This window comes from Streptomyces luteolifulvus, from assembly GCF_008806595.1.
Classification (GTDB): domain Bacteria; phylum Actinomycetota; class Actinomycetes; order Streptomycetales; family Streptomycetaceae; genus Streptomyces; species Streptomyces luteolifulvus.
In genome coordinates, this window is sequence record NZ_VZRB01000028.1 from 51680 (window position 1) to 64916 (window position 13237).

At 68.8% G+C, this 13237-nt stretch carries 11 protein-coding genes and 1 other RNA gene; 2 read left to right on the forward strand and 10 right to left on the reverse strand.

The window, feature by feature from the left end; genetic code table 11:
• Positions 1-433: 433 nt before the first annotated feature.
• Both F7R91_RS31115 and F7R91_RS31120 read right to left on the reverse strand, forming a co-directional pair.
• Positions 434-622, reverse strand: a complete 189-nt coding sequence (locus F7R91_RS31115; protein WP_150954426.1) for a DUF397 domain-containing protein — start codon at positions 620-622, stop codon at positions 434-436.
• Positions 619-1437, reverse strand: a complete 819-nt coding sequence (locus tag F7R91_RS31120) for a helix-turn-helix domain-containing protein (protein ID WP_150954431.1) — start codon at positions 1435-1437, stop codon at positions 619-621. The genes F7R91_RS31115 and F7R91_RS31120 overlap by 4 nt, the downstream gene beginning before the upstream one ends.
• A 136-nt stretch (positions 1438-1573) precedes the next feature.
• On the opposite strand from F7R91_RS31120, the gene F7R91_RS31125 reads away from it, so the two are divergent.
• Positions 1574-1978, forward strand: a complete 405-nt coding sequence (locus F7R91_RS31125; protein ID WP_150954433.1) for an ATP-binding protein — start codon at positions 1574-1576, stop codon at positions 1976-1978.
• A gap of 104 nt (positions 1979-2082) precedes the next feature.
• Here the strand turns inward: F7R91_RS31125 and F7R91_RS31130 are convergent, their stop codons facing one another.
• The 7 genes from F7R91_RS31130 to ftsE form a co-directional block, all read right to left on the reverse strand.
• A complete protein-coding gene (locus F7R91_RS31130) occupies positions 2083-2826 on the reverse strand; it encodes a hypothetical protein (RefSeq protein WP_150954436.1) in 744 nt (247 codons plus the stop codon).
• On the reverse strand, positions 2823-7292 hold the full coding sequence (locus F7R91_RS31135; RefSeq protein WP_456243072.1) for an RICIN domain-containing protein: 4470 nt from the start codon (positions 7290-7292) through the stop codon (positions 2823-2825). The genes F7R91_RS31130 and F7R91_RS31135 overlap by 4 nt, the downstream gene beginning before the upstream one ends.
• Before the next feature lie 364 nt (positions 7293-7656).
• Positions 7657-8051: a transfer-messenger RNA gene (gene ssrA / locus F7R91_RS31140) on the reverse strand.
• Positions 8052-8174: 123 nt separating this feature from the next.
• Positions 8175-8708, reverse strand: a complete 534-nt coding sequence (gene smpB / locus F7R91_RS31145) for an SsrA-binding protein SmpB (protein ID WP_225320871.1) — start codon at positions 8706-8708, stop codon at positions 8175-8177.
• Positions 8709-8788: 80 nt separating this feature from the next.
• The gene (locus tag F7R91_RS31150; protein WP_150954443.1) at positions 8789-9958 is read right to left on the reverse strand and encodes a S41 family peptidase; all 1170 of its coding nucleotides are present in this window, start codon (positions 9956-9958) and stop codon (positions 8789-8791) included.
• Between the two features lie 67 nt (positions 9959-10025).
• Positions 10026-10946 (reverse strand): permease-like cell division protein FtsX, encoded by a 921-nt coding sequence (gene ftsX / locus F7R91_RS31155; protein ID WP_150954446.1) that lies wholly within the window; start codon positions 10944-10946, stop codon positions 10026-10028.
• 29 nt (positions 10947-10975) lie between these two features.
• On the reverse strand, positions 10976-11665 hold the full coding sequence (ftsE, locus tag F7R91_RS31160; protein WP_150954449.1) for a cell division ATP-binding protein FtsE: 690 nt from the start codon (positions 11663-11665) through the stop codon (positions 10976-10978).
• A 317-nt stretch (positions 11666-11982) separates the two neighbouring features.
• On the opposite strand from ftsE, the gene F7R91_RS31165 reads away from it, so the two are divergent.
• Complete coding sequence (locus F7R91_RS31165) at positions 11983-12174, forward strand: hypothetical protein (RefSeq protein ID WP_048586204.1); 192 nt, start codon at positions 11983-11985, stop codon at positions 12172-12174.
• Positions 12175-12330: 156 nt separating this feature from the next.
• Here F7R91_RS31165 and F7R91_RS31170 read toward each other — a convergent pair whose 3' ends face one another.
• The gene (locus tag F7R91_RS31170; protein ID WP_150954452.1) at positions 12331-12951 is read right to left on the reverse strand and encodes a hypothetical protein; all 621 of its coding nucleotides are present in this window, start codon (positions 12949-12951) and stop codon (positions 12331-12333) included.
• Positions 12952-13237: the final 286 nt, after the last annotated feature.

Below are 13237 nucleotides of genomic sequence, written 5' to 3' on the forward strand. Positions count from 1 at the left end.
TGACCTCGTCGGGGTCGTGCTCGTTGCACGAGGCGTCGGATCCCTCCCAAGGGTCGGCGAGAGTGCCGGTTCCCGCGGTGTCCGGAAAGGACTGGGTCTCGCCGCCGTTTGCAGCGCGTTCACTGATCGCGGATGCTACTTCCGGCCATTCCGATGGGGCGTTTTTCCGCCCATCACTCGCATTCTTCACGTGCACGTACATCCCCCCACGGAATGCTCATGGGTGCGCGCACGACACCGAGCACCAGTCGCCGATCCAGGCCCCCACCCGACCCGAGCGCCCCCTTTGTCGCAAGTTGTGCTCAGGTCCCCGAATGTAGCGCAGAGGACCGTTGCATGTTTGCCAACTGCCAATTGTCCGCCCGCACGAGGGAAGCGCAGGCGAGGGGACGGGGGCGGTTGTTGTGGGAGCCGGGCCTCCGATGCCCGGGGCTCAGATCGCGCGCGAGGCGTACCCGAGGAAGGCGGTCCAGGCGTGGGAACGGACGGCGAAGCGGGGGCTTCGAGTGCCTAGCTTGGAGTCTCGGATGTGGATGATGTGGGGGCGGACGGCGACTTCGAGGCAGGCTCCGCCCTGCGAGTCGCTGTAGCTGGACTTGAACCATGTCAACGGCTCGGTCATAGCTCTTCCGCCACCTTCCCGATGAACGCAGCCGACTCCTCAACTCCGAGGGCCTGCATGCGGATCATGCCATGCACCTGCGCAAGGTCGCTGACCTTGCCTGCATCGGAGTGCAGCACACTCGTCTCCGGACCCTCAACGTAAGCGAAGCGCTCGTGATCCGCGGTCTCGAGCAGAATGAACGAGCCATTGAGCGCCAGTCCCCCGCACTTGCCGAACGGCAGCACCTGAACGGAGACGTTGCGCAGCGCGCCGACGTCGAGGAGGTGGTCCAACTGCTGCCGCATGGCCGCCCGTCCGCCCACCCTCGTCTTCAGAGCGGCCTCGTGGACGACGAAGCCGTACACCGTCTTGGTACGGCGCGTCAGCGCCTCCTGCCTCGCCAACCGCGCGCGGACCCGCTCGCCCACCGTCTCGTCGTCCAGCGGAGGACAGCTCTCGCTGATCAGCGCCTGCGCGTACGCCTTGGTCTGCAACAGACCAGGAATCAGCGCCAGCGAGTAGTCGTGCACGGCGATCGCCTCGGCCTCGATCGCCATGTACTCCTGCGACCGCGCAGGAAAAGGCTCAGGCTTCAGAAACTCGTGCGCCGCCACCAACTTGCCGCGGGCCCCGCACAGTTGATCCGCGATCTGCAGCAGCCGCAGCGTCGGCCGCCGCCTGCCGCACTCCATCGACTTGACGTACTCACCGTCGTACCCGGCCTCACCGGCCAGCGCCTGTCGGCTGACCCCCGCCTCCTCCCGCCACAACTTGATCTGCCCGCCGCAGTACCGCCAGTTCTGCTGTGCCTGCTGGGACTCCCCCGAAGCCACGCACCCACCCGCCTCCCGCTGCCACACCGTGTACAAGCACGCTGTGTACCCGCTCCGCTACTGCCGAGGCTAGGCGGCAACCACCAGCCTGATCACGGAAAACGACGGAGAATCACACGCAAGGAACCCCGCGAGCATGGACATCGAGTGGCGCCTCCCCCGGCACGCCCGCAGTGTGGGTCGGGCCCGAACCCTCCTGCGGGAACAGGCAGCCTCCTGGGAACTCCCGGACGAGGTGACGCAGACGGCGGTCCTCCTGCTCAGCGAGCTGATGACGAACGCCTACCGCCACGCGAAGGTCTCACCGGGCCGCGAGATCCGGGCGCGCTGCGTCCTGGAGGCAGGCCGCCTCCGCATCTCTGTGGCCGACGCGAACGACACCCTGCCGACGCCCAGCGAGGCATCACCCGACGACGAGTCCGGCCGGGGATTGACACTGGTGGCGGCACTGGCGGACGACTGGGGCGCGGGGCCTCGTCCCGGCGGCATCGGCAAGACGGTGTGGTTCGAGCTCAAGGCTCAACCGCAGCAGTCCTGGTAGGTGCCCGTCGGACGGGAGTCTCCAAGGCAAGGACGCGGCACGTGGCCGGTGGAGCGAGGGTCCCTGGTTCCTCTCCCGCTCCACCGGCCACCTTCAGCTCGCGCCTACAACTGCCGGTCTCCCTGCCAGCTGATCGATGTCAGCGCGGCCAGACCGCCATGGGCCAGACCTTTGTACGTAACTGTCCGGGCAGGGCCGAGCTCGTGGGCGATTCGTCTCGCCAGCTCCGTCCCTTCGCGGAACAGCCGCTGCCACTGGGCGTCGTACTTGCCCTCCTCCCGGTCCCTGAGGTCCAGGTTCAGCGTGCTGTCGATGCTCTCCGCCCATGTGTACAGATCGGCGACGAGGTCGTCGGACAGGGCCAGCCCGGAGGCGGGGTCGTCGGGGAAGAAGTCCCCGAATCCCTCGGAGCGCAACGGACCGTACTTGAACTCGCCTTCGACCGTGAGGTCGACCGGGTGCGGCGGTGTGCCGTGGTCGTCACGCTCCCAGTGCAGGCGGTCGCAGCCCCAGCACACCCATTTCGCCGTCCTGTGGCGCTCGTCCCAGTAGCGAACCGACCACGACGGGCCGAGCCGCCTGGCCAGTCGCCGGGCCGTCTCCAGCCCCTGCTCGACGTGCTTGCGCAGGTCGGGGCGGGAGGTGAAACCCGCAGGGGGGCGGGCCGACGACCAGGAGCGCAGCACGTCCACCAGTTCTGCCGGGAGGGCCAGCCGGTCGTCGTCCAGCGGGACATTGCGGGTGAAGGCACCGAGGTCGTCGTGGGCCTCCGGATCCACTGGCTCGTACAGCGGGGAGGGCTCGCCCCGGGCCTGCACGAGCACGCTCCGCGGTTCTTCGGACGTCATGCGATGTTCGCTCCGATCACGTATCCGTTGTCGCCCACGCTAACGGCCACGCGCTGGGTCTTGCCGTTGAAGACGACCTCGTAGATCGGCCTTCCCGCCCCCTGGGTGCCGACCCTCGTGCCTTCGGTCAGGGCCTTGCTCACAAGGACTGGGATGTCCTCGATGCGGACCCCCGCGGCCGCGAACTCTCCCGCGTGCCGGAAGATGATGTGGGTCAGGCCCGCGTTGACGTTGCCCTTCTCGAGCCAGGCGAGGTTCACACCGGGCTTGGCGTACTCGATCACCCAGATCGTGTCCGCCTTGTTGAACTTCACCCCGGCGTCCTTGAGCCGGTCCAGCAGCCTGGGGTCCAGTGCGCCACGGGCGATCTTGGCTCGTTCCGCCACACCGCGAGCGATACGCAGCGCCATGCCCGCCTCGCTCGCGGAGTTGGCGAGGGCCTGGGCGGCGCCCGTCTCGCCGTAGATCTTCTTCAGATCCGCGAGGACCTCCGCGGCCTTCGTACCACTCTTGATGGCCTCTTCGACCCGTGCCGCGAGCTTGACCGACTCGGCGAGCTTCTCGGCCATCGACGGCGGCACGACCAGCGCGGCCGCCCAGGCGCAGCTGGACTTGTCGCCGTGGTAGCACCGGGCGACGTCGCCCAGCACGATCTCGTACAGGATCGCGCCGGCCTTCTCCCCGAAGAGGTTCTGCCAGCCGATCCGGGTGATGTCACCGAAACTGAAGTGGTGCGTCCAGTTGTTCTTCTGGTCCTTGAGCGTCTCCGTCTTGAGGAAGATCCAGTCCGCCTTCGGGCAGCCGGCCTCGGTGGCGGGGACGTCGGGGTTGGCGCAGTAGTAGAAGCTGGCCGTGACATTGAGGTGCAGCTCGTACGTCACTGTGCAGCCCTGGGGGACGTATTGGCACTCGTTGAGCTGCTTGCCCGGTGCCGCCTCGGTGACCTTGTCGACGACGTAGAAGACACCGTCGATGCCGGTGCCGGAGCCCGTCGAGACCGTCTGGTTCGCCTCCTTCCGGTCGGCCGAGTCGGCCGCCTGCTGCGCCGACTCCGCGTACTTCTGGGCGTCCTTCGCCGCCTCCTCGGCCGCGGTGGCCTCCGCGTCGGCGCGTTCGGCCGCCGCTCGGGCGTCCTTTGCCGCCTGCTCGGCCTCGGAGGCCGCCGTGCGGGCCGCTGCCGCGTCCAGGGCCGCCTGGTCGGCGGAGTCGCGGGCATCCTTGGCGTAGCCCTCGGCGCGTCCGGCCGCCTTGTCGGCCGCGTCGGCGTCCTCGGTGGCCTGCTGGTCGTATTCGATCGTGCGGGCCAGTGACTTCTGCGCGTCCGCCGCGTACTTGGCTGCCTCGGAGGCGTAACCGAGCGCTTCCTTCGCCGACTTGCGCGCGTTCGCCGCGTACCCGGCGGCCTCCGCCGCGATCGTGTACGCGGCCTTCGCGTCGCCGGTCGCCGCGTTGGCGAGGCTCTGCGCCTGCTCGGCGTTCTTCTTCGCGTTGGCGGCGTGTGCCTCGGCGACGGCCTGCTGCTGCTCGGCGATCGTCTTCGACGACTGGCCCGTCAGGACGACCAGACCCGCGGCGGAGTCGGTCGTGACGTAGGGCGAGCCGAGCTGGATCGCGTCGTTCGCCGGGGCCGCCACCTGCCGGGCCGAGGCGCCGGCGTCCTCCGCCGCCTGCGCGGTCGTGTAGGCGTGACCGACGGCGTCGGCCGCGCCCGCGACCGCCTTGGCCGCCTCCGCCTTCGACGCGTCGGCCTGCTTCTTCGAGTCGGCCGCGTGCTTCTCGGCCTCGTCGGCCAGCTTGACCGCGGTGCGTGCCGCGCTCGCGGCGTCCTGAGAGGCCTTGATGGCCTCCGCGGCGGCACTGGTCGCCGTCTTCACCGCGGCGTCCGCCTTCAGCTTGGCCGCCTGGGCCGCGTCCGCGTCGGAACGGGCCCGCTTGGCCGCGGCCTCCGCACGCGTCGCCGCGGCGTCCGCGTCGGCCGCCGCCTTGGTGGCCGCGTCCGCCTCGGAACGGGCCGAACTCGCGGCCGCTTCCGCGTCGTCGGCGGCCCTGTCGGCGTCATTGGCCGCGGCCCGCGACTCGGCCGCGTCGTCCGCGGAGTCGTGGGCCTCGGCGTAGGCGTCCTTGGCATCGGCCTTGGCACGGGCCGCGTTCGCCTTGCTTTCCGCGTCCCAAGCGTCGTCCCGCTTGCCCTTGGCCCGGTCCCGGGCCGCTTCCGCGCCCTGGCGCTTGCTCCGGGCGGTGGACTCGGAGGCCTCCGCCCGGCCCTTGGCCTCGCCCGCCGTCTTCGCGTAGCCCTCGGCGTTGCTCCTGTGCTGCGCGGCCTCGGCCTGCTTCTGCGCGGCGGTCTCCTTCTCCGCCTTCGCCGTGGCCGCCTCGGCTTCCGCCGCGAGCCGCTTGGCGTGCGCGGTGGCGGCTGCCGCCTTCGCCTCCGCCTCGGCCTTCTCGGTCTCGGCGAGCTTGGTCTTGGCGAGGTCGCGCGCGTCCTTGGCGTTCTTCGCCTGGACCGCGGCCGCGTCCGCGGCGGCCTTCGCCTGCTCCTTGGCCGCCTGCGCGGCAGCCGTACGGAACGCGGCCTTGGACTGCGCGGCCTGCGTCAGCGCACGCGCGGCGATGGTCTCGCTGTCCCCGGCGGCGGCACGGGTGGCCGCGTACGCGGTGTCACCGGCCTTCGCCATCGCCTCCAGCGCGGCCGCCGTCGCCTTGGTGACCTGCGCCTTCTGCTGTCCGACCAGCAAGCCACGGCCACGGGGTGCGCCCGCCTTGTCGGCGATCGCGTAGGCGGCCTGTGTGGCGGTGTCCGTGTCGGTGGCGGACTTCTTCGCCGTGGCGGCCTGGGCCTTGAGCAGGTCGAGCTGCTTCTTCGAGGCCGTCTGGGCTTCGGTGACGGACTTCTTCACCTTGTCGAACTGCGCCTTGGTCGGGTAGTCCAGGCTGTCGGTGCCCTTGTGACCGGACGGCGTGATGTCGAACTTCTGCGGGTCGGTGGCCTTGCAGTCCCACATCCGTGCGTCGCGGCCCTTTTCGTAGCTCGCGAGGTCCAGGCAGTTGGCCGTGCCCGGGTTGTACAGGCGCGTGGTCGCGTGGGTGTTGTACTCCCACCTCTGGGCGGCGCTGTTGTTGCACGTCCAGATCTGCAACGCGGTACCGTTCGCGTTCCCGCCGCTCTTCACGTCCAGGCACTTGCCGGAGTTGACGTTGACCAGCGCGCTTCCGCTGATCTGCCACTTCTGCCCCGCGGTGCCGTTGCAGGTGTAGATCTGCACCGGAGTGCCGTTGTCCTTCTTGCCTCCGCCCACTTCGAGGCACTGGTCGGCGGCGCCGTGCGCGTGGATGACCATCGGGCTGTCGCCGATCCAGCCGGGGCCGCCGGCGGACCAGTAGTCCTGCCAGCGGGTCAGATGGTCGGCCAGCCACGACTGCCCCAGCATCTCGCCGAGCGACTTGGCGCCGGCCGCGAGGGCCTTGGTGGCGTCACGGTTGGCGTTGAGGATCTGGTTGCGCTGGGTGGCCTGGGAGGCGATCTCCTGCTGCCACTCGGCCGACGCGTCGGCGACCTCCTTGCCGAGGACCTTGCTCGGGTCGACCGGGGTGCGCCAGGCACAGGAGGCGAACCGGGTCTTCAAGTCCTCGACGGCGAGGCGGTACTCGACACTGCCCGGCTCGGGCGCGGTGCGCGGGAAGCCGCCGGAGGACAGGAAGATACGGGCGTTGTCGGCGCCCGTCGGCTCCATGGACCAGTTCACCAGGCCGTCCCAGGCCTGGTGTTCGGCGTACGCCTGCTGCCACTGCGGTGTGGGGAGCGAGGGGTCCGGATCCTTGCCGTAGAGCGGGGTGCCGAGGTCCTTGACCGCCTTGACGGTGGTCTCGTCGGCCTTCGGGGTCGTGTCCTCGTAGAAGTCGCCCTCGCGCTTCCAGAACTGTTCCCAGATCCACTTGGACAGGCCGGTCTGCTCGAAGAAGTTCTTCTCGTTGCTGCCGGGCAGGCCGGGCGGGTCCTCGAAGTCGGCGACCGACTTGAAGCCGCCGGGCGTGGGCAGACCCGTGATCTTCCAGTCCCGGATGTGCTCGTAGAGCGCCGTTCCTTCTTTGCTGGCGGCGTCCCTGTCCTTCGTGAACGTCGTCGCCAGCGGGGTGTTGTTCCAGTACTCCCGGTTCGCCGCGGCATGCAGCTTGTCCGGTGTCTGGTTGAGGCCGTCCTGCGCGACGCCGTACATGGCCGGCCCGCCCATGCGCAGCACCTCGGACATCAGGCACTGGTCCTGGCGGAGTTGCTCCGCGGCCTTGGCGTCGAAGCCGTCGTAGCTGTCGGCGACGGGGGTGAAGTCGGTGTCCCGGTCCTGGGGCAGGACATCGGGCCGTCCGGCGATCGTGGTCAGCACGGCGAGCGCGAGGACGGACGGGACAAGTCGTGCGGAATACCTGGATATTCGCGAATGGGGTGTGCGGACCCCTGGTCTGAGACGCAAAAGAACATCCCGTTCTTCGTGAAGAGGCAGGCGGGGGCGCCCGTGCGAAGAGGTGGAAGTGCCGAGAGGTGGTCAGACCTCGGTACGGCGGCTCGGATGCGTCAGGAATGGCTGCGTGACGATGCATCGCGGCATGACGATGTGTCCCTCCCCGTGGCGACGGTGTTCCCCCGGTCGCTGATTGACGTGCACGCGACGAAGTGGTCAGCTCCATCGAGCGTGGCTACCGAACGGTAGCGAACACGTGTGCCATCTGTGAAGGGTGTGCTCGGGATGTTATGAATCCGTGCATGACAAAGACGGAATCCCGGCATGACGAAGGCCCCGCCGCACGAAAGCGACGAGGCCTCTGCCCACATGGGATGAGTGGAGATGGCGGGAATCGAACCCGCGTCCAACGGTGCGGAACCAGGGCTTCTCCGTGTGCAGTTCGCTGTGATTTTCTCGGCCCCGGCGATCACGCGAACAAGTCGCCGACGGGCCCAGTCACTGTTTGGTTTCCCTCTTCACCCCGTGACCGGGATCAAGGTTTAGTCCCCTAGCTGATGCCAGGATCCGGGTCGGGAACAGCCCCGGGCTGACACTCCCATTAAGGAGCTATCGCATCACTACCTGATCAGGCAGCGAGGGCGAAGAGCTCGGGAGAATCGCTCTTGGAATTGGCGATTATTTGTTTCGGCCTGTGGTTTACGAGATCATGGCCGCTTTCTCGACACGCTTCCCCTGCCTCGACAGCCGCTGTCGAAACCGATCATCCCCATGTTGATTTTTCAAACCCCTCCGGAGAACCTCTGGAGAGGGCTCGCACCCGCTGTGGAGTGCAGATGCCATCGTACGTGACCAACGCACGCCGATGCCACCGTATTCCCCCGGTCAGGCGGGCTACGCCCCCCGCTGCTTCCGCTTCGCCGCCGCGATCGCGCGGTCCGTCTCGCGCCGGTCCTGCTTCTCGCGCAGGGTCTGCCGCTTGTCGTACTCCTTCTTGCCTCGGGCCAGCGCGATCTCCGCCTTGGCGCGGCCGTCCTTGAAGTACAGGGCGAGGGGGACGATCGTATGACCCGTCTCCTCGGACTTCACGGCCAGCTTGTCGATCTCCTCGCGGTGCAGCAGCAGCTTGCGCTTGCGGCGCGCGGCGTGGTTGGTCCAGCTCCCCTGGCTGTACTCCGGGATGTGGGCGTTGTGCAGCCACGCCTCGTTCCCGTCGATCTGGACGAACCCGTCGGCCAGCGAGGCGCGGCCCTGGCGCAGCGACTTCACCTCGGTGCCGGTCAGGACGAGACCGGCCTCGTACGTGTCGATGATCGCGTAGTCGTGCCGGGCCTTCTTGTTCTGCGCGATGATCTTGCGCTTACCGTCCTTGGCCTTGGCGGAGGCCGCCCCACCCTGCTTCGGCTGGGACTCTTTCGGTACGTACATTCCCTTACTCATAGTGCGGTCATTTTCGCACCTTGAGGGGGCCGGGGGGAAAGCCGATTACGGGGCCGCCGACCCGCCGGTCACGAGGCGTCCCCGAGCCCGTCCAGCACGGTCTCGGCCCGTTCCAGCGCGCTCTTGTCCGCATCGAGGTCGGGCACGATCCCCGTCCCGTCGACGCCACGGCCCGACGGGGTGCGGTAGTGACCGACGGTCAGCTCGGCGACGGAGCCGTCGGGCAGCCGGCTCGGCATCTGGACCGAGCCCTTGCCGAAGGTGCGGGAGCCCACGACGACCGCGCGGCCGCGGTCCTGAAGCGCTCCGGTGAGGAGCTCGGCCGCGCTCATCGTGCCCTCGTCGACGAGCGCGACCAGGGGTCTCGTGGTGTCACCGCCCGGCTCGGCGTGCAGGGCGCGCTGCTCGCCGTCGACGTCGTACGTGGCGACGAGGCCGCCGTCGAGGAACGCGGAGGCGGTGGTGACGGCCTCGGTGACCAGGCCGCCGGAGTTGCCGCGCAGGTCGAGGATGATGCCGCAGGCGGCGGGGGCCCGCCGTACGGCGGTGCGGACGACGTCACCGGAACCCTTGGTGAAGGAGTCGATCTTGATGACGGTGACCGGGCCTGTGAGCTTTCGGACGGTGACCGAGTCCGTGGACAGTCTGGCCCTGCGCAGAGTGAGGCTCCACGCGCGTGTGCCGCGCTCCAGGCCGAGGCGGACCCGCGTACCGGCGGGCGCGTCCGTGGCGTCACCGCGCAGTAAGGCGACGACCTCGGTGACGGGACGCCCGTCGACGCTCGCACCGTCGACGCTGCGCAGCCGGTCTCCCCTGCGGATCCCGGCGGCGGCCGCGGGCGAGCCGGCGGCCACCTTGGTCACCTCGATACGGCCGTCGCGCTCGCGTCGCGCCCAGAGGCCGACGCCGGTGTACTCGCCGTCGAGGGCCTCCTCGAACTCCTTGTACTCGCCCTGGCTGTAGACGGCGCCCCAGCGGTCGCCGCTGCGGCTGACCGCGCGTTCGGCGGCCTCCATGGGGGACGTGCCGTCGGCCATGGCCTCGGCGGCCGCATCGGCGACGTGGTCGTACCGGCTGCCGGGTGCGGACGTACGGGGGGCGCCGGACGCGGACTTCCGGCCCGCCTCGGGGAACGAGCCGGTCGCGGCACCGGCCACGAGCACGCTCGCGAAGACCAATGTCAGGGCCGCCCCGCGGCGGATGCGGCGGGGCTGACAGAACAGGTCGCGGCCTGACATGCGGGTGAGTCTAGGACAACGCAAAGGGCCGCACGGGCGGTTGCCTGTGCGGCCCGGTTGGCATGCGTCACACCTTCAAGTACTTGCGCAGCGCGAAGAACGCGGCAAGCGCAGGCATCAGCAGGCTCGTCGCGAGGATGAGCGGCAGCTTCGTCAGGACGGCGTCCCATCCGATGAAGTTGATCAGGTTGAGTTTCTCGGACAGCGCCAGACCGTGGTCGATGATGAAGTACCGGGCGACCACCAGGAAGCCGCACGCGACGCCCCCGCCGATGAGACCGGCGACGGCCGCCTCCATGATGAACGGCGCCTGGATGTAGAAGCCGGAGGCGCCCACCAGACGCATGATGCCGGTCTCACGCCGGCGGCTGAACGCCGAGACACGCACCGTGTTGACGATCAGCATCAGCGCGACGACGAGCATCAGCGCCATCACCGCGCGCGCGGCCCAGTTCATGCCGTTGAGCAGCCCGAAGAGGTTGTCCAGGATGCCCTTCTGGTCCTGCACGGACTGCACGCCGTCCCGCCCGTTGAAGGCAGTCGCGATGACCTGGTACTTCTCCGGGTCCTTCAGCTTGATGCGGTACGACTCCTGCATCTGGTCCGGCGTCAGGGAGCTGGCCAGCGGGGAGTCGCCGAACTGCTCCTTGTAGTGCTTGTAGGCCTGGTCCTGCGACTCGTAGGTGACGGTCTGCACGACCGACGTCATTTTCTTGAGGTCGGTGAGGATCTCCTTCTTCTGGTCCTCGGTGACCGCACCCTTGGCACAGTTGGGGTCGGACTCGGCGTCACTCTTGTTGCAGAGGAAGACCGAGACATTGACCTTGTCGTACCAGTAGCCCTTCATGGTGCTCACCTGGTCGCTCATCAGCAGCGACCCGCCGAACAGGGCCAGGGACAGGGCGACGGAGACGATGACGGCGAACGTCATCGTCAGATTGCGGCGGAGACCGACACCGATCTCGGACAGTACGAACTGGGCGCGCATGGCGTCTCGTCAAGCCTTTCCGTGGATCGTCAGTGCTGGTAGCCGTAGACGCCGCGCGCCTGGTCGCGGACGAGACGGCCCTGCTCCAGCTCGATGACGCGCTTGCGCATCTGGTCCACGATGTTCTGGTCGTGCGTCGCCATCACCACGGTGGTGCCCGTCCGGTTGATGCGGTCGAGCAGCTTCATGATGCCGACGGAGGTCTGCGGGTCGAGGTTGCCGGTGGGCTCGTCGCAGATGAGCAGCTTGGGCCGGTTGACGAAGGCGCGCGCGATGGCCACGCGCTGCTGCTCACCACCGGACAGCTCGCCGGGCATCCGGTTCTCCTTGCCGCCGAGCCCGACGAGGTCGAGCACCTGCGGCACGGACTTGCGGATCTCGCCGCGCGACTTGCCGATGACCTCCTGAGCGAAGGCGACGTTCTCGGCGACCGTCTTGTTCGGCAGAAGGCGGAAGTCCTGGAAGACCGTCCCCAGCTGGCGCCGGATGTGCGGCACCTTCCAGTTGGAGACGCGCGCGAGGTCCTTGCCCAGGACGTGCACCTGACCGTGGCTGCACCGCTCCTCCCGGAGGATCAGCCGCAGGAAGGTGGACTTTCCGGAGCCGGAGGACCCCACGAGGAAGACGAACTCGCCCTTCTCCACCTCCAGGGAGACATCCCTGAGTGCGGGGCGGGTCTGCTTGGGGTAGACCTTGGACACGTTGTCGAATCGGATCACGGATGCACCACGGGTCGCCGGGGGTAGATGACCGTGACCATACGCGACCCGGGCACGCAAGCGCAGGCACCGGTCGGGGTTGCGCGAGGGTTGTGCGTTTTTGTACCGGGGAGTCCGTGAGGGGCGGCCGGGCAGAATACCCAGGGGCGCGGGGAACTGCGCGACAAGCCACATACGGCCCGCGGCCGCGGGACAATGGTGACCTCCCTCCCGGAGCGCCGCGCCAGCCCCCGAGGAACCTGGCACAGTGGAGGGGGGAACGTTCTCGCTCCCGAGGGCGTTGACCTACGTGGAACCGGTGCAAGGAGGGCGAGCGCATGACGTACGACCGGCTGGTGTGCGCGAACTGCGCGGCGCCCGTGAGCGAGGGCCGGTGCCCAGTGTGCCGCGCGAACCGCGAGCGGCTGCAGCAGGAGAACCCCTTCGCGGGTCTGAACCCGATGACGCTGATCGCGCTGCTGGCGGTGCTGATCGCGGCCGTGGCGCTGCTGGCCCACCAGACCGCCTAGGCCGAAGGACAGAAGTCCGGCAGGAGAACAAGAAGGACAAGCAGGACATACGAGGGGCCCGGAGCGTTCGTCGCTCCGGGCCCCTCGGCGTAGTGCGTCGTGCGTTACTGCGTGTGCGTCACTGCGTGCGTACAGTGCGTACGCGGGTGGCTACCGTCAGGCAGCCGCGCCGCCGCGGCCGCCCATGAGGCGAGGAAGGACACGGAAGCCGACACCGCCGGCGATCATCGTGGCGGCGCCGACCAGCAGGAACGTGGTCTGCCCGGCACCCGTCTCGGCGAGTTCCTTGCCGTTGCCCTGGGCCGAGGTGCCGGCGGAGGTGTCCGAGCCGGTGTCGGTGAGGGCCGAGGTGCCCTCCTCCTGAGCGGAGGTGCCGCCGTCGGGGTCGGTGTTGCTGTTGCCACCCCCGTTGCCGTTGCCGTTGCCGCCCCCGTTGCCGCCACCGTTCCCGTTGCCGCCGCCATTGCCGTTGTTGCCCGTGTCGTCGGTCGGGTCGGCGGTGGGCTGGGTCGGCTCCTCGGTGGGCTGGGTGGGCTCCTCCGTGGGCTCGGTCGGCTCCTCGGTCGGCTCGGTGGGCTCGTCCGTCGGAATGATGGTCGGGTCGGGCGGCGTCGGGTCGCCGGTCGGCTCCGGGTCCGGGGACGGGGTGCTGCACCCGAGGCCCAGGAAGCCGCAGTCCTCGGCGGAGGCGGCGCCCGCGGCGGTCAGCGAGGCACCGGCGGCGATCACCGTGCAGGCGATGATCCGCGCGACGCGGATCCGCGTCTTATTGGTCATATGGTTGCTACCCCCAGTAGCTGCTGGTCAGTGAGGCGGCGCTCGGGGCAGTGCTCGACGGAGGCAACTGTGCTGTTCACATCCCCCGGTTCACATGCGCCCCAGAGATACGCATGCCACGCTCAACCCTTCCCATTTTTCAAAGCAACGTCAAGGCCGTTGCGCACGCGATGCCCAAGTACGCACTCTTTGCCGGGCGTTGGAGTCTGTGAGTGTGATGTAAAACCCAGACATCTACACCGCATCCAGGCATGAAAAAGGCAACTGCCGCCCGGCGGGCGGCAGT